Source organism: Streptomyces sp. NBC_00727 (genome assembly GCF_045161745.1).
Classification (GTDB): Bacteria; Actinomycetota; Actinomycetes; order Streptomycetales; family Streptomycetaceae; genus Streptomyces.
Window position 1 is genome coordinate 4314725 of sequence record NZ_CP108981.1, and the last position, 19924, is coordinate 4334648.

Annotated in this window: 20 protein-coding genes; 12 read left to right on the forward strand and 8 right to left on the reverse strand. The window is 70.2% G+C overall.

Going from position 1 to position 19924, the window contains the following annotated elements; translation table 11 throughout:
• Positions 1-30: 30 nt before the first annotated feature.
• From OG242_RS19615 to truA, 3 genes are all read left to right on the forward strand, one after another.
• The gene (locus OG242_RS19615) at positions 31-1053 is read left to right on the forward strand and encodes a DNA-directed RNA polymerase subunit alpha (protein ID WP_003966937.1); all 1023 of its coding nucleotides are present in this window, start codon (positions 31-33) and stop codon (positions 1051-1053) included.
• A 314-nt stretch (positions 1054-1367) separates the two neighbouring features.
• Positions 1368-1844 (forward strand): 50S ribosomal protein L17, encoded by a 477-nt coding sequence (gene rplQ, locus OG242_RS19620; protein ID WP_328901794.1) that lies wholly within the window; start codon positions 1368-1370, stop codon positions 1842-1844.
• A gap of 88 nt (positions 1845-1932) precedes the next feature.
• Positions 1933-2787 (forward strand): tRNA pseudouridine(38-40) synthase TruA, encoded by an 855-nt coding sequence (truA, locus tag OG242_RS19625; RefSeq protein ID WP_405899394.1) that lies wholly within the window; start codon positions 1933-1935, stop codon positions 2785-2787.
• Between the two features lie 3 nt (positions 2788-2790).
• On the opposite strand, the gene OG242_RS19630 is transcribed toward truA, so the two are convergent.
• Entirely contained in the window at positions 2791-3654 is an 864-nt protein-coding gene (locus OG242_RS19630) for a hypothetical protein (RefSeq protein ID WP_405899395.1), read from the reverse strand.
• A 58-nt stretch (positions 3655-3712) separates the two neighbouring features.
• Between OG242_RS19630 and OG242_RS19635 the strand changes: the two genes are divergently transcribed.
• From OG242_RS19635 to glmM, 4 genes are all read left to right on the forward strand, one after another.
• Complete coding sequence (locus OG242_RS19635; RefSeq protein WP_405901661.1) at positions 3713-5341, forward strand: ABC-F family ATP-binding cassette domain-containing protein; 1629 nt, start codon at positions 3713-3715, stop codon at positions 5339-5341.
• A 227-nt stretch (positions 5342-5568) separates the two neighbouring features.
• Complete coding sequence (rplM, locus tag OG242_RS19640; protein ID WP_405899396.1) at positions 5569-6012, forward strand: 50S ribosomal protein L13; 444 nt, start codon at positions 5569-5571, stop codon at positions 6010-6012.
• A gap of 45 nt (positions 6013-6057) precedes the next feature.
• Positions 6058-6582, forward strand: a complete 525-nt coding sequence (rpsI, locus tag OG242_RS19645) for a 30S ribosomal protein S9 (protein WP_018519279.1) — start codon at positions 6058-6060, stop codon at positions 6580-6582.
• A gap of 164 nt (positions 6583-6746) precedes the next feature.
• Positions 6747-8105 (forward strand): phosphoglucosamine mutase, encoded by a 1359-nt coding sequence (glmM, locus tag OG242_RS19650; protein ID WP_405899397.1) that lies wholly within the window; start codon positions 6747-6749, stop codon positions 8103-8105.
• Between the two features lie 22 nt (positions 8106-8127).
• On the opposite strand, the gene OG242_RS19655 is transcribed toward glmM, so the two are convergent.
• Positions 8128-9096: a DUF389 domain-containing protein gene (locus OG242_RS19655; protein WP_405899398.1), complete on the reverse strand. Its 969-nt coding sequence runs from the start codon at positions 9094-9096 to the stop codon at positions 8128-8130.
• 16 nt (positions 9097-9112) lie between these two features.
• Complete coding sequence (coaA, locus tag OG242_RS19660; RefSeq protein ID WP_405899399.1) at positions 9113-10108, reverse strand: type I pantothenate kinase; 996 nt, start codon at positions 10106-10108, stop codon at positions 9113-9115.
• 202 nt (positions 10109-10310) lie between these two features.
• Here coaA and OG242_RS19665 point away from each other — a divergent pair, with 202 nt between their 5' ends.
• The 3 genes from OG242_RS19665 (at position 10311) to OG242_RS19675 (ending at position 12493) form a co-directional block, all read left to right on the forward strand.
• Positions 10311-10616 carry a transposase gene (locus tag OG242_RS19665; RefSeq protein WP_405898613.1) on the forward strand — a complete coding sequence of 102 codons (306 nt, stop codon included), beginning with the start codon at positions 10311-10313 and terminating at the stop codon, positions 10614-10616.
• Complete coding sequence (locus OG242_RS19670; RefSeq protein WP_405898614.1) at positions 10613-11497, forward strand: IS3 family transposase; 885 nt, start codon at positions 10613-10615, stop codon at positions 11495-11497. The genes OG242_RS19665 and OG242_RS19670 overlap by 4 nt, the downstream gene beginning before the upstream one ends.
• Before the next feature lie 249 nt (positions 11498-11746).
• Positions 11747-12493 (forward strand): hypothetical protein, encoded by a 747-nt coding sequence (locus tag OG242_RS19675; RefSeq protein ID WP_405899400.1) that lies wholly within the window; start codon positions 11747-11749, stop codon positions 12491-12493.
• A 449-nt stretch (positions 12494-12942) separates the two neighbouring features.
• On the opposite strand, the gene OG242_RS19680 is transcribed toward OG242_RS19675, so the two are convergent.
• The gene (locus tag OG242_RS19680) at positions 12943-13692 is read right to left on the reverse strand and encodes a transposase family protein (RefSeq protein WP_405899401.1); all 750 of its coding nucleotides are present in this window, start codon (positions 13690-13692) and stop codon (positions 12943-12945) included.
• A gap of 132 nt (positions 13693-13824) precedes the next feature.
• On the opposite strand from OG242_RS19680, the gene OG242_RS19685 reads away from it, so the two are divergent.
• On the forward strand, positions 13825-13992 hold the full coding sequence (locus OG242_RS19685; protein WP_405899402.1) for a hypothetical protein: 168 nt from the start codon (positions 13825-13827) through the stop codon (positions 13990-13992).
• A gap of 132 nt (positions 13993-14124) precedes the next feature.
• On the opposite strand, the gene argG is transcribed toward OG242_RS19685, so the two are convergent.
• The 4 genes from argG to OG242_RS19705 all read right to left on the reverse strand — a co-directional run bounded on the left by argG (position 14125) and on the right by OG242_RS19705 (position 18209).
• On the reverse strand, positions 14125-15570 hold the full coding sequence (argG, locus tag OG242_RS19690; RefSeq protein ID WP_405899403.1) for an argininosuccinate synthase: 1446 nt from the start codon (positions 15568-15570) through the stop codon (positions 14125-14127).
• Between the two features lie 64 nt (positions 15571-15634).
• Complete coding sequence (locus OG242_RS19695; protein WP_405899404.1) at positions 15635-16279, reverse strand: dihydrofolate reductase family protein; 645 nt, start codon at positions 16277-16279, stop codon at positions 15635-15637.
• Positions 16280-16366: 87 nt separating this feature from the next.
• Complete coding sequence (locus tag OG242_RS19700) at positions 16367-16801, reverse strand: zinc-binding dehydrogenase (protein WP_405899405.1); 435 nt, start codon at positions 16799-16801, stop codon at positions 16367-16369.
• 424 nt (positions 16802-17225) lie between these two features.
• Positions 17226-18209 carry an Lrp/AsnC family transcriptional regulator gene (locus OG242_RS19705; protein ID WP_405899406.1) on the reverse strand — a complete coding sequence of 328 codons (984 nt, stop codon included), beginning with the start codon at positions 18207-18209 and terminating at the stop codon, positions 17226-17228.
• A 136-nt stretch (positions 18210-18345) separates the two neighbouring features.
• On the opposite strand from OG242_RS19705, the gene OG242_RS19710 reads away from it, so the two are divergent.
• A complete protein-coding gene (locus tag OG242_RS19710; RefSeq protein ID WP_405899407.1) occupies positions 18346-19842 on the forward strand; it encodes an MFS transporter in 1497 nt (498 codons plus the stop codon).
• Positions 19843-19924 lie beyond the last annotated feature (82 nt).

The following is a 19924-nucleotide window of genomic DNA, read 5'->3' on the forward strand; positions in this document are numbered from 1 at the left end:
AGTGGGTGCCCACGACCGAAGGACCACAGCATGCTTATCGCTCAGCGTCCGTCGCTGACCGAAGAGGTCGTCGACGAGTTCCGCTCCCGGTTCGTCATCGAGCCGCTGGAGCCCGGCTTCGGCTACACGCTCGGCAACTCCCTGCGCCGCACGCTCCTCTCCTCGATCCCGGGTGCCGCTGTCACCAGCATCCGCATCGACGGTGTCCTGCACGAGTTCACCACCGTGCCGGGCGTCAAGGAGGACGTGACCGACCTCATCCTCAACATCAAGCAGCTGGTCGTCTCCTCGGAGCACGACGAGCCCGTCGTGATGTACCTGCGCAAGCAGGGCCCCGGCCTGGTCACCGCCGCGGACATCGCCCCGCCGGCCGGTGTCGAGGTGCACAACCCGGACCTGGTCCTCGCCACGCTGAACGGCAAGGGCAAGCTGGAGATGGAGCTGACCGTCGAGCGCGGTCGCGGCTACGTCTCCGCCGTCCAGAACAAGCAGGTGGGCCAGGAGATCGGCCGTATCCCGGTCGACTCCATCTACTCGCCGGTGCTCAAGGTCACGTACAAGGTCGAGGCGACCCGTGTCGAGCAGCGCACCGACTTCGACAAGCTGATCGTCGACGTCGAGACCAAGCAGGCCATGCGTCCGCGTGACGCCATGGCGTCGGCCGGTAAGACCCTGGTCGAGCTGTTCGGTCTGGCGCGCGAGCTCAACATCGACGCCGAGGGCATCGACATGGGCCCGTCGCCGACGGACGCCGCGCTCGCGGCGGACCTGGCGCTGCCGATCGAGGAGCTGGAGCTCACGGTCCGCTCGTACAACTGCCTCAAGCGCGAGGGCATCCACTCGGTGGGCGAGCTGGTGGCCCGCTCCGAGGCGGACCTGCTCGACATCCGCAACTTCGGTGCGAAGTCGATCGACGAGGTCAAGGCGAAGCTGGCCGGTATGGGCCTGGCGCTGAAGGACTCGCCTCCCGGCTTCGACCCGACCGCCGCCGCCGACGCCTTCGGCGCCGATGACGACGCGGACGCCGGGTTCGTGGAGACCGAGCAGTACTAGTACGCCTCCCGGCTGGGGTGCCCGGGTGGGTGCCCCGGTCCGGGCGAGGGCTTTTGTCCTCAATCGCCGGACGGGCTTGGTCTGCTTCGGCTGAGGCGCTGTCCTCAATCGCCGGACGGGCTCGAATTTCGGGCTGAGGCCCGATGTCCAGTGCGGACGCCCTTGATTTTCGGGCTGATGCCCGGATTTTGAGTGCGGATCCGACTTGCGAGAGTCGGTCCGGCGACAGCACACACACTTCCGCCCGGCGGCCGCCGGGTGGGAACTGACATCGGTACCTGATACGGCCGGTGCAGCACACAAGGAGAAAACCCATGCCGAAGCCCGCCAAGGGTGCCCGTCTGGGCGGCAGCGCCGCGCACGAGAAGCTTCTTCTCAACAACCTCGCGAAGTCGCTGTTCGAGCACGGCCGCATCACCACGACCGAGGCCAAGGCCCGCCGCCTGCGTCCGGTCGCGGAGCGTTTCATCACCAAGGCGAAGAAGGGCGACATCCACAACCGTCGCCTGGTGCTGCAGTCGATCACGGACAAGGGCATCGTCCACACGCTCTTCACCGAGATCGCCCCGCGGTACGAGAACCGCCCCGGTGGTTACACCCGCATCACCAAGATCGGCAACCGTCGTGGCGACAACGCCCCGATGGCCGTCATCGAGCTGGTCGAGGCGCTGACCGTGGCGCAGCAGGCCACCGGTGAGGCCGAGGCCGCCACCAAGCGTGCGGTCAAGGAAGACGCGGCCAAGAAGGACGAGACCCCGGTCGAGTCCGTCGAGGACGCGCAGGACGCCTGAGCGTTCCGGAACCACTGAACGGGTCCGCACCACCCTCCGGGGAGGTGCGGGCCCGTTCGGCTGTGCGGGATCTTGAGAGGATGCGCTGGTGAGTGACGAGGTGGAGCCCGGCTTCGTACGGGTGCGGCTGGACCTGGCCTATGACGGCAAGGACTTCTCGGGCTGGGCGAAGCAGACCGCCCGGCGGACGGTCCAGGGTGAGATCGAGGATGCGCTGCGGACCGTGACCCGCTCCTCGCGCACGTACGACCTGACGGTGGCCGGGCGCACCGACGCCGGGGTGCACGCCCGTGGCCAGGTCGCCCATGTCGACCTGCCGGCCGAGGTGTGGGCCGAGCACGAGGAGAAGCTGCTGCGGCGGCTGGCCGGGCGGATGGCGCCCGATGTGCGGGTCTGGCGGGTCAAGGAGGCGCCGCCCGGGTTCAACGCCCGGTTCTCCGCCCTGTGGCGCCGGTACGCGTACCGCGTCGCCGACCGCCCGGGCGGCGTCGACCCCCTGGTCCGGGGGCACGTGCTCTGGCACGACCGGCCGCTGGACGTGACCGCGATGAACGCCGCCGCGGCCCGGATGACCGGGGAGCACGACTTCGCCGCGTACTGCAAGAAGCGCGAGGGCGCGACGACCATCCGGACGCTCCAGAAGCTGCACTGGGTGCGCGACGCGGCGACCGGGATCATCACCGGGACCGTGCAGGCGGACGCCTTCTGCCACAACATGGTGCGGGCCCTGGTGGGCGCGATGCTGTTCGTCGGCGACGGGCGGCGCCCCGACCCGTGGCCGGCCGAGGTGCTGGCGGCCGGGGTGCGCGACCCCGGGGTGCACGTGGTGCGCCCGCACGGGCTGACGCTGGAGGAGGTCGCGTACCCGGCGGACGACCTGCTGGCGGCGCGTGCGGTGGAGGCCCGGAACGTGCGGTCGCTGCCGGGGACGGGGTGCTGCTAGGCGCTACGTGGTGGTGAGGTTCGCGGCGGCCGATGCCTGGACCTCGCCGCGGTGGCGGATCTGGCGGAACGTGTAGTCCGTGAGGTCGTCGCCGGTGGTGAACACGTTCTTGTCGGCCTTGGTGACGTTCTTGCCGTTCGTGAAGCCGCCGACCGTGAAGTACGCGTACCGGCCGTACGAGTTCGCGGTGCGGCGGCAGATCGCGCCGTCGCGGCAGAAGACCGGGACGCCGGACCCGCTGAGCGAGGCGAGGCCGCCGCTGGCCTGCTGGGCGGTCTTCTTGGCCTGGGCCTCGGTCTCGAAGACCGCGATGCCGACGGTGACCGCCACGCCGTCCCGGCTGTAGGTGGCCCGGATGACCTGGTCGCAGCCGTTGCCGGTGAGGATGGAGCCCAGCGCGCCCTGGGTGGCCGAGGCGCAGCCGGTGGTGCGGTGGGTCGCGCCCCTGGCGTACGTGTGGCCGCCCGAGACCAGCTTGTCGCCGGGGAAGAACGCCTCGACGCCGACCGGCAGCCGGTCCTTTTTGGCGTCGGCTATGTAGTCCCTGGGGTCCGGCGGGGGCGGCGGCGCCACCGAGGAGAAGGAGGGCTCGGGCGCGGAGGTCTCGCTGGGCAGGTCATTCGCCGTGGGCAGCTCGCTCGCGTGCTTCCCGGCGGTGGCGTCGGATTCGTGGCCGTTGGCACTGATCACCGCCGTCGCCACGATCGCCGCGACCGCCGCGGTGGCGAGCGCGCCGCCGCCGATCATCAGCCACTTCCTGCGCCTGGCGCGGGACGCGGACGCCTCGGCCATCGCCTCCCAGTCGGGAGTTCCGCCGTTCCCCGGTCCTTCGGGCCCCCAGGAAGGCCCCCCTTGCCCAAAGCTCATGCCGCGCATCCTAGACGGACCGTAATCCGGTTGGGTCAACCCTCCGCCGCCCGTGACAATGCTGTGCATGGGACATCTCGAAGCAGGCCACCTTGAGTACTACCTTCCGGACGGGCGGGTGCTGCTTGGCGATGCCTCGTTCCGGGTGGCCGACGGTGCCGTGGTCGCTCTCGTCGGGGCGAACGGCGCCGGCAAGACCACGTTGCTGCGGCTGCTCGCCGGGGAGCTCCAGCCGCACGGCGGCTCGGTGTCCGTGAGCGGCGGGCTCGGCGTGATGCGGCAGTTCGTCGGCTCGGTGCGCGACGAGCGCACGGTCCGCGACCTGCTGGTCTCCGTGGCGCAGCCCCGCATCCAGGAGGCCGCGCGCGCCGTCGACCGGGCCGAGGAGCGCATCCTCACCGTGGACGACGAGGCCGCGCAGATGGCGTACGCGCAGGCGCTGAGCGACTGGGCGGAGGCGCGGGGGTACGAGGCCGAGACGCTCTGGGACATGTGCACGACGGCCGCGCTCGGCGTCCCGTACGAGAAGGCGCAGTGGCGCGAGGTGCGCACGCTCTCCGGTGGTGAGCAGAAGCGGCTGGTCCTGGAGGCCCTGCTGCGCGGTCCCGACGAGGTGCTGCTGCTCGACGAGCCGGACAACTACCTCGACGTCCCCGGCAAGCGGTGGCTGGAGGAGCGGCTGAAGGAGACCCGTAAGACGGTTCTCTTCGTCTCCCACGACCGGGAGCTGCTGTCCCGGGCCGCGCAGAAGATCGTCAGCGTGGAGCCGGGCCCGGCCGGCAGCGACGTATGGGTGCACGGTGGCGGCTTCGACACGTACCACCAGGCCCGCAAGGAGCGGTTCGCCCGCTTCGAGGAGCTGCTGCGCCGGTGGGAGGAGGAGTACAAGCGGCTGAAGGCGCTCGTGCACCGGCTGCGCCAGCAGGCGGCGATCAGCCCCGACATGGCGAGCCGCTACCACGCGATGCAGACCCGGTTCCGGAGGTTCGAGGAGGCGGGCCCGCCGCCGGAGCCGCCGCGCGAGCAGGACATCCGGATGCGGCTGCGCGGCGGCCGGACCGGGGTGCGGGCGGTGACCTGCGCACGGCTGGAGCTGACCGGCCTGATGAAACCGTTCGACCTGGAGGTCTTCTACGGGGAACGGGTCGCGGTCCTCGGCTCCAACGGGTCCGGCAAGTCGCACTTCCTGCGGCTGCTGGCCGGCGAGCCGGTGGCGCACACGGGGGAGTGGAAGCTCGGTGCGCGGGTCGTCCCCGGCCACTTCGCGCAGACCCACGCGCACCCGGAGCTGCTGGGCCGCACGCTCGTCGACATCCTGTGGACCGAGCACGCGAAGGACCGGGGCGGCGCGATGTCCGTGCTGCGCCGTTACGAGCTGGAGCGGCAGGGGGACCAGGCGTTCGAGAAGCTGTCGGGCGGCCAGCAGGCCCGGTTCCAGATCCTGCTCCTGGAGCTGTCCGGCACCACCGCGCTGCTGCTCGACGAGCCGACGGACAACCTGGACCTGGAGTCGGCGGAGGCGCTGCAGGACGGTCTGGAGGCGTACGAGGGCACGGTGCTCGCGGTGACGCACGACCGGTGGTTCGCGAAGAGCTTCGACCGGTACCTGGTCTTCGGCTCGGACGGGGTCGTACGGGAGACGTCGGAGCCGGTGTGGGACGAGCGGCGGGTCGAGCGGGCGCGGTAGCGGCGGGCGCGTTTTGACCCGCCCGGGACCGGGCGGGTAGTCTCGACGTTTGTTATGCGTTTGGGCTGCGCCGTCATGGCGCGCCGAGCCCTTGCGCAGGTTCTCTGGAGCAGTTACCAGTGGCTCGCATACGGGCGTCGTCCCGGCAATGTGCGCCCCAGCTGCACGATCGCTTCAGAGGTGTCGTGTGTCTGGACCCCATCCACTGAAGAAGCGAAGGCTACGAAGTGCGTACGTACAGCCCCAAGCCCGGCGATGTGACTCGCCAGTGGCACATCATTGACGCACGGGACGTCGTCCTGGGCCGTCTCGCCACCACGGCTGCGAACCTCCTGCGAGGCAAGCACAAGGCGATCTACGCCCCCCACATGGACATGGGCGACTTCGTCATCATCATCAACGCCGACAAGGTTCACCTGTCCGGCAACAAGCGGACCCAGAAGATGGCCTACCGCCACTCCGGGTTCCCGGGCGGTCTGCGCTCCGTGCGCTACGACGACCTCCTTGCGAACAACCCCGAGAAGGCCGTCGAGAAGGCCATCAAGGGCATGATCCCCAAGAACTCCCTGGGCCGCCAGATGATCTCGAAGCTGAAGGTCTACGCGGGCGAGCAGCACCCGCACGCTGCGCAGCAGCCGGTCCCGTACGAGATCACCCAGGTCGCGCAGTAGTTCCGGCCTCCCCCCAAAGACATAAAGAAAGATCTGAGGAGCATCGTGGCCGAGACCACTGTTGAGACCGCCGAGGGCACCGAGGGCGAGGAGACCTACGCCGAGGTGACCACCTTCGAGTCGGAGGTCCCCGTCGAGGGTGAGTACACCTCCGAGTCGCTCGCCGGCCGCTTCGGCGACCCGCAGCCCGCCGCCGGCCTTGGCCGTCGCAAGAACGCCATCGCCCGCGTCCGGATCGTTCCGGGCACCGGCAAGTGGAAGATCAACGGGCGCACCCTCGAGAGCTACTTCCCGAACAAGGTGCACCAGCAGGAAGTCAACGAGCCCTTCAAGGTGCTCGAGCTCGACGGCCGTTACGACGTCATCGCCCGCATCGCGGGTGGCGGCGTCTCGGGTCAGGCCGGCGCCCTGCGCCTCGGCGTGGCCCGCGCGCTGAACGAGGCGGACGTGGACAACAACCGCGCGACGCTGAAGAAGGCCGGCTTCCTCTCCCGCGACGACCGTGCGGTCGAGCGCAAGAAGGCCGGTCTCAAGAAGGCCCGCAAGGCCCCGCAGTACAGCAAGCGCTAAACCGCCTGCTCATCCGCGTTACACGTTCGCCCCGGCGGCACACCTCGTGCTGCCGGGGCGTTCGTTTATCGACATCCTCGGGCATATAACGGCATAAGGCGTTCATAGGCTTGTTGGTTGCGTGATCTGACTTTTGCGTTTCGGAGCACTTTCGGAGGACACCAGTGGGACGACTCTTCGGCACGGACGGCGTGCGCGGCGTCGCCAATGCGGACCTGACGGCCGAGCTCGCGCTCGGCCTCTCGGTGGCCGCGGCGCACGTACTGGCCGAGGCGGGCACCTTCGAGGGCCATCGGCCGACGGCCGTGGTGGGCCGCGACCCGCGCGCCTCCGGAGAGTTCCTGGAGGCCGCCGTGGTGGCCGGCCTCGCGAGCGCGGGCGTCGACGTCCTGCGGGTCGGCGTGCTGCCGACCCCGGCCGTCGCCTACCTCACCGGCGCCCTGGGCGCCGACATCGGGGTCATGCTCTCGGCCAGCCACAACGCCATGCCGGACAACGGTGTCAAGTTCTTCGCCCGCGGCGGCCACAAGCTCGCCGACGAGCTGGAGGACCGCATCGAGACGGTGTACGAGCAGCACCGCACCGGAGAGCCGTGGGCCCGCCCCACCGGCGCCGGCGTCGGCCGCGTCACCGACTACGCCGAGGGCTTCGACCGCTACGTCGCCCACCTCATCGGCGTCCTGCCGAACCGCCTCGACGGCCTGAAGGTCGTCCTCGACGAGGCCCACGGCGCCGCCGCCCGCGTCTCGCCCGAGGCGTTCGCCCGCGCCGGGGCCGAGGTCATCACGATCGGCGCCGAGCCGGACGGGCTGAACATCAACGACGGCTGCGGCTCCACGCACCTGGCGCTCCTGCGCGCCGCCGTCGTCGAGCACGGCGCGGACCTGGGCATCGCGCACGACGGCGACGCCGACCGCTGCCTGGCCGTGGACGGGGCGGGCGAGGAGGTCGACGGCGACCAGATCCTCGCCGTACTGGCCCTCGCCATGCGCGAGGCCGGTCAGCTGCGCGGGGACACCGTCGTCGGCACCGTGATGTCGAACCTCGGCTTCAAGATCGCCATGGAGCGCGAGGGCATCCAGCTCGTCCAGACCGCCGTCGGCGACCGGTACGTCCTGGAGTCGATGAAGGCCGAGGGCTACGCGCTGGGCGGCGAGCAGTCCGGCCACGTCATCGTCCTGGACCACGCCACGACCGGCGACGGCACGCTGACCGGCCTGATGCTCGCGGCCCGGGTCGCCGCGACGGGCCGCTCGCTCGCGGAGCTGGCCGGGGTCATGGAGCGCCTGCCGCAGGTCCTCGTCAACGTCCCGGACGTCGACAAGTCCCGCGTGCACACCTCGCAGGAGGTGTCCGCCGCCGTCACGGAGGCCGAGCGCGAGCTGGGCGCCACCGGCCGCGTGCTGCTGCGCCCGTCGGGCACGGAGCCGCTGGTACGGGTCATGGTCGAGGCGGCGGACATCGAGCAGGCGCGCGCGGTGGCGGGCCGGCTGGCGGATGTCGTGAAGTCGGCGCTGGGGTAGGTCGTCGGGCGGGGTGGTCCCGCTACCCCGCCCCTTCGGCCGCCGCCGGGGGCTCCTGGGCGCGCTGCCTGCGCTGGGCCGCGCGCCACAGCGCCTTCTGCGCGATGAGCGTCAGGGTGCCCGCGAGGACGATGCCGCCCAGGTTCTCCAGGAGCTGGCGCGCGGAGCCGGACATCTGGGTGTAGTCGCCGTAGCTGAAGGCCACCGCCGCGTTGGCGGCCGCCGGGACGGTCGTCACCGAGATGGCGACCCCGATGAGCGCGCCGGACTTCGCCGAGGTCAGGGAGAGCGTCCCCGCGATTCCGGCGAGGAACGCCACGACGAACGACAGCCAGTCCGGCTGCCACACGAACGCGGTGTTGGGGCGTTCGGCGTCGATCATGTCCTGGTCGAACAGCCCGAAGAGGTCCATCAGCCAGGAGAACCCGGCCGTCAGCGCCATGGCCGCCGCGAAGCCGCCGACCAGCGCCCACAGCGAGCGCCACACCAGGCGCGGGGCGCGCTGCACCAGGGCCGTGGAGATCCCGGCCAGCGGCCCGAACTCCGGCCCGACCGCCATCGCGCCCACGATGAGGATCGCGTTGTCGAGCATCACACCGCAGGCCGCGAGCATCGTGGCGACGGCGAGGAACGCCAGGTAGGTGACGCTGAACGTGGACTCCTCGTGGGTCGCCTCGGACAGCTCCTCCCACAGCACCGCGTCCGCCCCCTCGCCGGGCGCGGCCTCCTCGGCCTTCTCGGCGCACGCGGAGAGCGTGAGGTCCAGGCCGTTCACCGTGATCGCCCCGAACCGGTCGACCCCGAGCCGCCGCAGCGCCCCGATCAGCTCGTCGCCAGCCTCGCGCGCCACGTCGCACAGCAGCACGTCACCGGCCGGGTCGCGCGCGACGCCCGGCAGCACCGCGAGGTGGGCGGTGCCGGGCGTCCGCTCCAGGAGGCTCACCACCTCGTCCGTGCGGTCGGCGGGCACGATCAGGCGCAGATGCAGCACGGCGACCCCTCCGGAATCAGAGCTTGCGCAGTGACAGCCGCTGGACCTTGTGGTCGGGCCCCTTGCGCAGCACCAGCGTGGCACGTCCACGGGTCGGCGCCACGTTCTCCACGAGGTTCGGCCGGTTGACGGTCCGCCACATGGTGGCCGCGTACTCCATCGCCTCGGCCTCGGAGACCTGGGTGTACTTGCGGAAGTACGAGGACGGGTCCTGGAACGCCGTCTCACGCAGCTTCCGGAAGCGGTTGAGGTACCAGGTCTCGATGTCCTCCGGCCTGGCGTCCACGTACACGCTGAAGTCGAAGTAGTCGGCGAGCCCGACCCGGGTGCGGCCGTCCTTGCCGGGCAGGGCGGGCTGGAGGACGTTCAGCCCCTCGACGATCAGGATGTCCGGGCGCCGCACGGTGAGCCGCTCGCCGGGCACGATGTCGTAGATCAGGTGCGAGTAGACCGGCGCGGTCACCTCGTCCTTGCCCGCCTTGATGTCGGCGACGAAACGGGTGAGGGCGCGCCGGTCGTACGACTCCGGGAATCCCTTGCGGGACATCAGGCCGCGCGCGTGGAGCTCCTTCATCGGCAGCAGGAACCCGTCCGTGGTCACCAGCTCCACCCGGGGGTGCTCCGGCCAGCGGGCCAGCAGCGCCCGCAGGATACGGGCGGTGGTGGACTTGCCCACGGCGACACTGCCCGCGACCCCTATGACGAACGGCGTGCCGCGCTGCGCGCCCTGCCCGTTGCCCGCGTCCCCGAGGAAGGTGTTCAGCGCGCCGCGCAGCCCGGAGGTGGCCTGCACGTACAGGTTCAGCAGCCGCGACAGCGGCAGGTAGACGTCCCGCACCTCGTCGAGATCGATGACGTCCCCGAGCCCGCGCAGCCGCTCGACCTCCTCGGCGGTCAGCGGCAGCGGCGTCCTGTCGCGCAGCGCGCTCCACTCCGCCCGGGTCAGATCGACGTACGGCGTCGCGGCGTGCTCGGCGCGTCGGTTCGTGCTCCGGGTCGGCGAAGTGATCACGGGAACATTGTTGCGGGAGTTCGACGGGAGTACGAACGGGGCGAAGGGTGGGCTCGGTCACGTGGGACCGGCGGTCCGGGCGCGCCTCGGCGCCGGACCGCCGGCCTGTTGGCAGCGAGGGTGTCAGCCGAAGGTGGAGTGACCCCCGAAATTCCGACACCTGGACGCTGGATGTTTCGTCATCCAGGGGAAGTGATCCAAGGTGGCAAAGCGGAAGAACTATCCCGAAGAGTTCAAGCGGGACGCGGTGGACCTGGTGCGCTCCTCGCCAGACCGTTCCCTCACCGACATCGCCCACGGCCTGGGTATCCATCTGGAGACCCTGCGCAAGTGGGTCCGGGAGGACCGGACCCGCGCCCAGGCAGCGGGCGGCGGGGGTGACGCCGGCATGACCCCTGACGCGAAAGAAGAGCTCAGGCGCTTGCGGCGGGAGAACGCCCGGCTGAAGGAGGACAACGAGATCCTCCGGAAAGCCGCCGCCTATTTCGCGCGGGAGACGACACGGTGATCCGCTTCCGTTTCGTCGACGAGCACAGAGGCGCCCACAGGGTGAAGCGGATGTGTGATGTTCTCGGCTGGGACCGCTCCGGCTACTACACCTGGCACCAGAACAAGGAGGCACGGCAGGAGAAGGCCGACGAGGAAGAGGGGCTGGCCCGCCGCATCCAGGAGATCCACACCGATTCCCGGGGTGCCTACGGGGCCCTGCGGATCACCCGGAAACTCCGGGACCAGGGGCACGTGGTGAACCGCAAACGCGTCGCACGGATCATGCGGGAGCGCGAGATCGCCGGGATAACGCGACGGAAGTCGCGGTCGCTGACGAAGCAGGACCACACGGCGCCGCCCGCACCGGACCTGATCCTGCGCGACTTCACCGCGCCGATGCCGGGCCTGAAATTCGTCGGGGACATCACCTGCCTGCCGACGGCGGAGGGCTGGCTGTATCTGGCGACGGTGATCGATCTGTGCACGCGGGAGGTCGTGGACTGGTCGATGGCCGACCACATGCGCACCGAGCTGGTTGCGGACGCCATCCGGATGGCCCATGCGGGCGGGCACACGGCAGGCAACGCGATCTTTCACTCGGATCGCGGGTCGCAATACACGTCCCATCAATTCCGCGCTCTGCTGGGTGAGCTGGACATTCGGCAGAGCGCCGGACGCACCGGCTCATGCTTCGACAACGCCGCCGCGGAGAGCTTCTTCGCCGTCCTGAAAGCAGCGATCGGTACGACCGCCTGGGAAACCCGGGCGCAGGCTCGGCAGGACGTTTTCCGGTGGATCGCGGAACATTACAACCGGGAGCGGATCCACTCGGCCATCGGCTACATCACGCCGTACCAGGCGAGGGTCCGCTGCCATCAACGGCTGGACCTCGCGGCATAAAACGGAAGTGTCGGGACCTGAGGGGTCACTTCATTTGACCGGTCGGCTGATGGTTTCAAAGCCTGGTGGGCCATGCGGTTTCTGCGCGCCAAACGTGGCAGGAATGTTGCCGGGGAGCTCATCGCTAGTGGTTCGATCTCAGCTCGGGCAAGCCTTCAGTGAGGTACCCTTCTGACGCATTCGCCAGGGCGCGATCCAGTTGCCGCGCCCTGGCCGCTTCCCTGCAGGCGCTATGCTGGCTGTATAGAAATGAATGGCGATAAGTTGAATCTATGCGCGATCATCGATCTCGCCGACTGGGCTGAGCTCGGGAATGCCGACGGGTCGGCATTCCCGGATACTCCGGCCAAGCTGCACGACTTGGCGTCGGGTGACTTTTCCAAGGTGACGAGTTCACTCAATCACCTGTACTACGCTCTCCTCAACGACGGAGTCGTTTACTCTGCGACCGCACCGGCTTTCAGGTATGTCGCCGCACTCTTGGGCGACCGCGAAAGTCGAGCCGCACTCACTCCTGCATGGGATGAGGGGAAATTCCCGCTTCGAGGCAAGCTCCTCTCCTGGTTGGCCGAGGTGGCCTTCGATGTCAGTGCTGAGCGGGAGCAGTGCATTCGAGAGTGGGGGGAATATTCGTCGACCGAGCAATTTCCTGACTTCCTGAAAATTAGGAGCATTTACCCAGAAGCTTTTCCGGGCGTCGTCACCTACTTTGATGATTCTGATCCGAGAGTGGTTGAGGCGGCTGTTGTCGCGGCCATTCGGCTCCTGGAATCCCCGGCTCTGGCGATGTACCGCAAGGGGCTGACTCCTTTGGTGGAGAACGTTCTAGCGCAAAGCTCCAGCGAACGGAATAGAAGTTTGGCCTCCGAGGCGTTGGCATCCTGGAGGGAAGGGTGCCTGTTGGTGGAATCCCCTATCGATTCACTCCCCGACGGACGGGAGGATGAGCGCCATTCGCACGAAAAACGGGGATCAGTTGACGAGCCGCCGTTTTAGCGGATCTTCGAAGTCGGTCGGGGGTCGGTCCTCGTTCGCAATTGCAGTTCGGCTGATCTCGAAGCAGACAATTCGGGCAGGCGAACTCCCGCTGGTTGGACTTGGCGACATGAGCCAGCCTCCAATGCTGGCGGGCGGCAGCGTGTGATGCACCTCGTGCCGCGCTCTCAGTATGATCCTGGGTTGCTGTGGCAGTATTTGCTGCATCCTGGTGGCTCCGGCGGCTACTCGAAGTGGGCGATTCCGAATGGCGCCCCACGCAATAGGAGGTGAGTCGGTAATAGTGACGGCATTCTGACCATGATGATGCACAACAATCCCGACAAGGGTTCGCCGCTGCGGGGTAAGGCGATGATCGACGAAGTTATGGGCCACTTCGGGGACCGCGTTCAGGGCATCCAGGGGATCTGGGTCTACGGAGATAACCTTGGAGGCTTCAATGAGCTTCTTCAGCGTTGCCGCTCCAGAGTGAGGATGGCCTTGGCGATTGACGTCATGCGGTTGGGGCTGCATCGGGATCTGCGGAAGATTCGCCAGGTCTTCAGGCGGGCGACGCCGCGTTCGACAGGTGCGCGGGCTGCGGCGAGCGCACGGTTGCGGGTCTTCTCGGTGGGAGTAAGTTCCTGCAGGGGCTTCCGCTTGATGCCAGTGGTCAGCCAGGGGCCGGCGCCCTGGTAGGCGAGGTCGGCCACGATCGGAACGCCCTGGCGCTCGCAGATTCGGATGATCTGGTGGGTGCGGGCGGCGGTCAGGTCATGGGTGCGGCCCGGCAAGGCGGGCGAGAGCCACAGCAGCCGGCCGTCGGGATCGGTGACGAGCTGCACGTTCACGCCGTGCCGCCGGTGCTTGTGGGAGTAGTCGGCCCGGCCGTCGCCGACCCGGTCGCACTCGGCGAGGGTTCCGTCGAGCAGGACGAACTCAGGTTCGTGCTCACGCAGTGTTCTCAGCAGGCCCGGTGCGCGTTCCGCGAGGAGGTCGACGACCGCGCTGGTGTAGGCGTGGGCGGTGGACTCGCTGATCCCGAACCCGGCGGCGATCTTCGCCAGAGTGGTGTGTTCGCGTAGGTACACCAGTGCCACCATCGCGCGCTGGGACGGACGGAGCTTGCAGCGCCGGTCGCCCTCGCGGGTGACGATCAGCATGGTGACCCACTCCACGAGTGCGTGTGGCAGGTCGAGTGCGGCAGGATGTGTGACCAACGAGGCTCCCGGGCACGGTGATTGAGACGTCAGACATCTCAATCAACCGCCCGGGAGCCTCGCTCGTTGCGCTTCACGGCACGTCACCCGATCGGTGGCCAACTCGAAGAAGCTCAGTGAGTCAGGCCCCGAATGTTCGACTGGACCGAGCAGTTCGATGTGACGCGTTGCCACGTGCTCTTCAGCCGCGCGGAGTTCGAGGAGGACAAGGAGGGCTGGGAGAAGGTGCGCACCCTCCTGGAGAAGAGCGACCCGTACTGCACCGAGAAGGACTTCTGGCTCGCGGTGCGCAAGCGGTAGGGCGGCGAGAGCACGTGCAGGGGCTCGGAAGGGCGGGGACACCGCGGCCGGTGTGAACGGCCGAAGGCGGCGGCCGAGTTGTGCTCGGTCGCCGCCTTCGGGGGTTCGATCGCCGGGATCGGGGGTGCGTCCTCAGTCCGTGCCGGACTCCATCGCCGCGCGGTCCAGCATCTCGTCCTGGTCCGAGACCTCGCCGCGCGAGGCGATGGCCTCGGCGCCGCCCTCGGGGAGGGAACCGATCAGGCCGGTGGCGGCGGCCTGGGCCGCGCCGATGGCCGGGTTGGCGTTGCCGATCATGCCGAGGCCGGCGTACTGCTCCAGCTTGGCGCGGGAGTCCGCGATGTCGAGGTTGCGCATGGTGAGCTGGCCGATGCGGTCGACCGGGCCGAACGCGGAGTCCTCGGTGCGCTCCATGGACAGCTTGTCCGGGTGGTAGCTGAACGCCGGGCCCGTGGTGTCGAGGATCGAGTAGTCCTCGCCGCGCCGCAGCCGCAGGGTGACCTCGCCGGTGACGGCCGTACCGACCCAACGCTGGATCGACTCGCGGACCATCAGCGCCTGCGGGTCCAGCCAGCGGCCCTCGTACATCAGCCGGCCGAGGCGGCGGCCCTCGTTGTGGTACTGGGCGAGGGTGTCCTCGTTGTGGATCGCGTTGACCAGGCGCTCGTACGCGGCGTGCAGCAGGGCCATGCCGGGGGCCTCGTAGATGCCCCGGCTCTTGGCCTCGATGATCCGGTTCTCGATCTGGTCGGACATGCCCATGCCGTGGCGGCCGCCGATGGCGTTCGCCTTCATGACCAGGTCGACGGCGGTCTCGAACTTCTCGCCGTTGATCGTGACCGGCCGGCCCTGGTCGAAGCCGATCGTGACGTCCTCGGTCCCGATCTCGACCGACGGGTCCCAGAACCGCACGCCCATGATCGGCTCGACGGTCTCCACACCGGTGTTCAGGTGCTCCAGCGTCTTCGCCTCGTGGGTGGCGCCCCAGATGTTGGCGTCGGTGGAGTACGCCTTCTCCGTGCTGTCCCGGTAGGGCAGGCCGTGGGCGACCAGCCACTCCGACATCTCCTTGCGGCCGCCGAGCTCCGTCACGAACTCGGCGTCCAGCCAGGGCTTGTAGATGCGCAGGTGCGGGTTGGCCAGCAGGCCGTAGCGGTAGAACCGCTCGATGTCGTTGCCCTTGAACGTGGAGCCGTCGCCCCAGATCTGGACGTCGTCCTCCAGCATCGCCCGGACCAGGAGCGTGCCGGTGACCGCGCGGCCCAGCGGCGTGGTGTTGAAGTAGGCCCTGCCGCCCGAGCGGATGTGGAACGCCCCGCACGTCAGCGCGGCCAGGCCCTCCTCGACGAGCGCGGCGCGGCAGTCGACCAGGCGGGCGAGCTCGGCGCCGTACGCCTTGGCGCGGCCCGGCACCGAGGCGATGTCGGGCTCGTCGTACTGGCCGATGTCGGCGGTGTAGGTGCACGGGACGGCACCCTTGTCGCGCATCCACGCGACCGCGACCGAGGTGTCGAGGCCGCCCGAGAAGGCGATGCCGACGCGTTCGCCGGTGGGCAGGGAGGTGAGGACCTTAGACATAGGAAGATTATGCATCATCTCGCATGATCATGCAAAGCCTCTGGCTGCCACTGCGGCCCGGCGCTCACTTCCGCCAGAACAGGTGGTGCGTCATCCCGCTCGGGCTCGGTACGACGTCCAGGTGGAAGCGGTCGCGCAGGTCGTCCGGCGAGTCCCAGAGGCGCAGGCCCGACCCCAGCTTCACCGGCGCCACCGCCACGTGCAGGGTGTCGACCAGGCCGGCGTCCAGGAACTCCCTGATGGTCGTCACCCCGCCGCCGAGGCGCACGTCCTTGCCCTGCGCGGCCTCCCGGGCCCGGGCGAGGACCTCGGCGGGCTCGCCGTCCACGAAGTGGAACGTGGTGTCGGAGAGCGTGAACGAAGGGCGCTCGTGGTGGGTCAGGACGAACACCGGGGTGTGGAACGGCGGTTCGCCGCCCCACCAGCCCTGCCACTCGTGGTCCTCCCACGGGCCGCGCTGAGGACCGAACTTGTTGCGGCCCATGATCTCGGCGCCGATGTTGTGCGAGAAGTCCCGCGTCATGTAGTCGTCCAGGCCCCGGCTCCCGCCCGGGTCGGTCCGGCCCGGCCAGCTCGCCGTCGCCCCGGCCCACGAGAACAGCTGCCCCGGGTCGACATGGCCGAAGGGCTTCTCCAGCGTCTGGTTCTCCCCGCAGGCGACGCCGTCGGCGGAGACGGTGAAGTTCTGGACCTTCAGCAGTTGAGTCATGAGTGCTTTCTCCCGGTGAATGGGTGACAACGCAAGGGGTGACTCCTCGGGAGGACCGGACTCATCGCCGTACACCGTCCCGGTTCCTCATCCCACCGTAAGCACCGCGTTCCCCCGCACCCGGCGCGCCCGGAGGTCCGCGACGACGTCCCCCGTGCGGGACCAGTCCCGGACCGAGCCGATCTCCGGGTGCAGACGTCCGCCCGCCACCAGCCGTACCAGGGTGGCGAGATCGTCGGCGTACGTGGTGTCGGCGCGGGTGTAGTCGAAGTGGGCGATACGGGCCCGGGCCGGGCCCTTGAAGAAGTCGAAGAAGTCCAGCGCGACCGGGGTGCGGCTCGCCTGGCCGAACCAGACCAGCAGGCCGCCCGGGGCCAGCCGGGCCAGCGCGGCCGGCAGCGAGTCGCCGCCCACCGACTCCAGGACCACGTCGTACGGGCCCTCGGCGTCCCCCGGTGACGTCACCACCGCGCACGCCCCCAGCGCCGGCAGCCGCGCCCCGCGCTCCCGGGTCGCGCTCACCGCCGTCACCGCCGCGCCCGAGGACGCCGCGAGCTCGGTGACGTAGTGGCCGACGCCCCCGCTCGCCCCGGTTGACCGAGTACGCCTCGACGGCGACCAGGGCCTCGTCGGCGGCGGGGACGGGCTCGGGGGCCTCGCCGATGCGGACCGTGCCGCCCGCTTCGGCGGCGGGGAGGAACTCGGCGACGACGGTGTCGTTGAGGTCGACGCCGTCCTGCGGGGCGGCGCCGCCCCGCACGGAGACGTACGCGATCTCGTAACCGGCCGAGCGGAAGACCGCAGTCGGGTGGGCGGCCTCGGGGACGTAGAAGCCGGTCCTGCGGCCGGTCGAACCGAGGGTGTCGTGGCTGGTGGGACCGCGGGCCGCCCCGGGAAAAAAAATAGGGCAGCCCAAGCCCCGTATACGGATGGCCCGCCGGACCCGCTACCCGCGGAACGGCCCGTACGTCAGCTGCTTCACGCGGCGCAGCAGTGGCATCGACTCCACGTGCTCGACGCCGTCCAGGCCGCCCAGGCGGTCGCTGAGGTAGCGGTAGAAATGGGCGGAGTCGCGGGTGATCACGACCGCGACGATGTTGGACGGGCCCGTCGTGGCCGCCGCGTACGCCACCTCCCGGTCCGTGGCCAGTGCCGTGCCCACCGTGTGCAGGGCGCGGGGCGCGGCGGTGACGCACAGCATGCTCACGTTCCGGTAGCCGAGGTGGGCGGAGTCGAACTCGACGTCCACGTACAGCGCCCCCGAGGCCACCAGGCGGGCCAGGCGGCGGCGGACCGCCGATTCGGAGAGGCCGGTCGCGCGCTGGAGTTCGGGGTGGGTGGCCCGGCCGTCCCGTTCCAGCGCGGTGACCAGGGGCTCGTCCTCGGCGGTGATGACCGCGGGGCCGGGCGGGGCGGCGGTGGGCGGCGGGGTGAGGGCGGCGGTCTCCTCAGGGGTGAGCGCCCCGCTCTTGTGCAGCCAGCCCGCGGGGCCGCCGTAGAAGCGGTGCAGCAACTGGTGGGCGCGGATGTCGACGATGTGCGGGGTACGCGGCAGCTTGCCGATGAGCAGGTCGTCCGCGTCGCCCCGGCTGCGGACGTTGACCGTGCACGTCACCTCCGTACCGCCCGACGTCAGCCCGATCCACGACGTGTCCGGCCGCTTCGCCAGGGCCTCCGCGATGAGCATCGCGCCCTCCGGCGCGCACCGCACCCGCAGCAGCCAGTGCTCGAACGACTCCTCCGAGGCCGCGCACCGCACCCCCACCACCCGCAGCCCCGCCTCGGCCCGCAGCCGTCGGAAGCGGCGCGCGATCGTCTGGTCGGAGACGCCGAGCACGGACGCGATCCGGCTGAAGGGCGCCCGGGCGTCCAGCTCCAGCGCGTGCAGGAGGCGTAGATCCAGGGCGTCGCCCCGGGTGGGTGATTCCACTGTGGAAGGCCCCCTCGGTGTCGGATTCCGGCGCCGGGGTGTCACTGGCTGGGGATTCCGGACGCGGTCGTCCGATCGTACGCACGGGGGTGGCCGCCGGTCACGCCGAACCCGTACGGGAAGAAGGACAAAGGACATGCGTAAGTGGGGGCCGCTCACCGCGGTCTGTCTGGGGACGTTCATGCTGCTGCTGGACGTCACGATCGTCATCGTGGCACTGCCCGACATGGCGCGGGCGCTCGACGCCTCGCTCTCCGATCTGCAATGGGTCATCGACGGCTACGCCCTCGCGCTCGCCGCCCTGCTGCTCGGCATAGGAGCGGCGGCCGACCGGCTCGGCCGGCGCCGGGTCCACGTCGTCGGCGTCGTGCTCTTCGCCGCCGCCTCGCTGGCCTGCGGGCTCGCCTCGTCGCCGGGCCTGCTGGTGGCGGCGCGCGGGGTGCAGGGCGTCGGGGCCGCCGCGATGTTCGCGACGACGCTGCCGCTGCTCGCCTCGGTGTACGCCGGCAAGGACCGGTCCGTCGCGCTCGGGCTGTGGGGCGCGGTGGCCGGGGGCGCCGCCGCGATCGGGCCCGTGGTCGGCGGGCTGCTGACCGAGGGGCCCGGCTGGCGGTGGATCTTCTACGTGAACCTGCCGGTCAGCGTGGCCGCCGTCTGGCTGACCGGCAGGACCGTGCCCGAGTCGCACGGGGCGCGGGACCGGCGCACCGACTGGGCGGGGACCGCCGCGTTCGCGGTGTTCGCGGGGGCGGCGACGTACGCCGTGGTCCGGGCGGGCAGCGTCGGCTGGGCGTCCGGGCAGACGCTCGCCACGTTCGGGATCGCCGCGCTCGCCCTGGTCTGCTTCGTCCTCGTGGAGCTGCGCGTCGCGCACCCGCTGCTCGACCTCTCGCTGTTCCGCACCTCCGCGTTCACCGGGGTGATGGCCGGGGCGCTCGCCTTCAACCTGGCGGCGTTCGGCGTGCTGCCGTACACCTCGATCTGGCTGCAGACGGTCCTCGGACTCAGCCCCGTCCAGGGCGGCCTGGCGGTGCTGCCGCTGGCCGCGACCTCGTTCGTGGTGGCCGCCCTCGGCGGCCGGCTGCTGCACGGGGCGCCGCCGCGCCTCACCATCGGCGTCGGGCTCGTCCTCGTCGGCGCCGGCACCCTCGGCCAGGCGGTGCTCGGCGAGGGCTCCTCGTGGCCGGTGCTGATCCCGGGCCTGCTGGTCGCGGGCATCGGTACGGGCCTGGTCTCCCCGGCCATCGCGGGCGCGGCGCTCGCCGCGGTGCCGCCGGAGCGGGCCGGCATGGCGGGCGGCGCGGTCAACACCTTCCGCCAGCTCGGATACGCCTTCGGGGTCGCCGTGCTCGGGACGGTGCTGACCGCCCGGATGGGGGAGAGCCTGGACGACGGACAGTCCCACGCCCTGGCGGGCGGCGGTGCGGCGGGCCTGCGGGCCGCCGGGGTGCCGGAGCACGCGCTGCGGACGGCGTTCGCCTCGGGACTGAACACCGCGGCCGTGGTGGCCGGTGCGGTCGGGATCGTCGCCGGGGTGGCGGTGCTGCTGCTGGTCAAGGGCAGGAAGACGGTGCCGGGGGCGCCGGAGGCCGCCGGGAGCGGTGCCGTGCCGGAGGCCGTACGGGCGGGGTGAGGGCGCGGCGGCGCGTGGTCCTCAATCGGCTGGTGGGCCCGGTTCTCTGCGATTATGCGAAGAACGGGGGCTGGTGACCAGG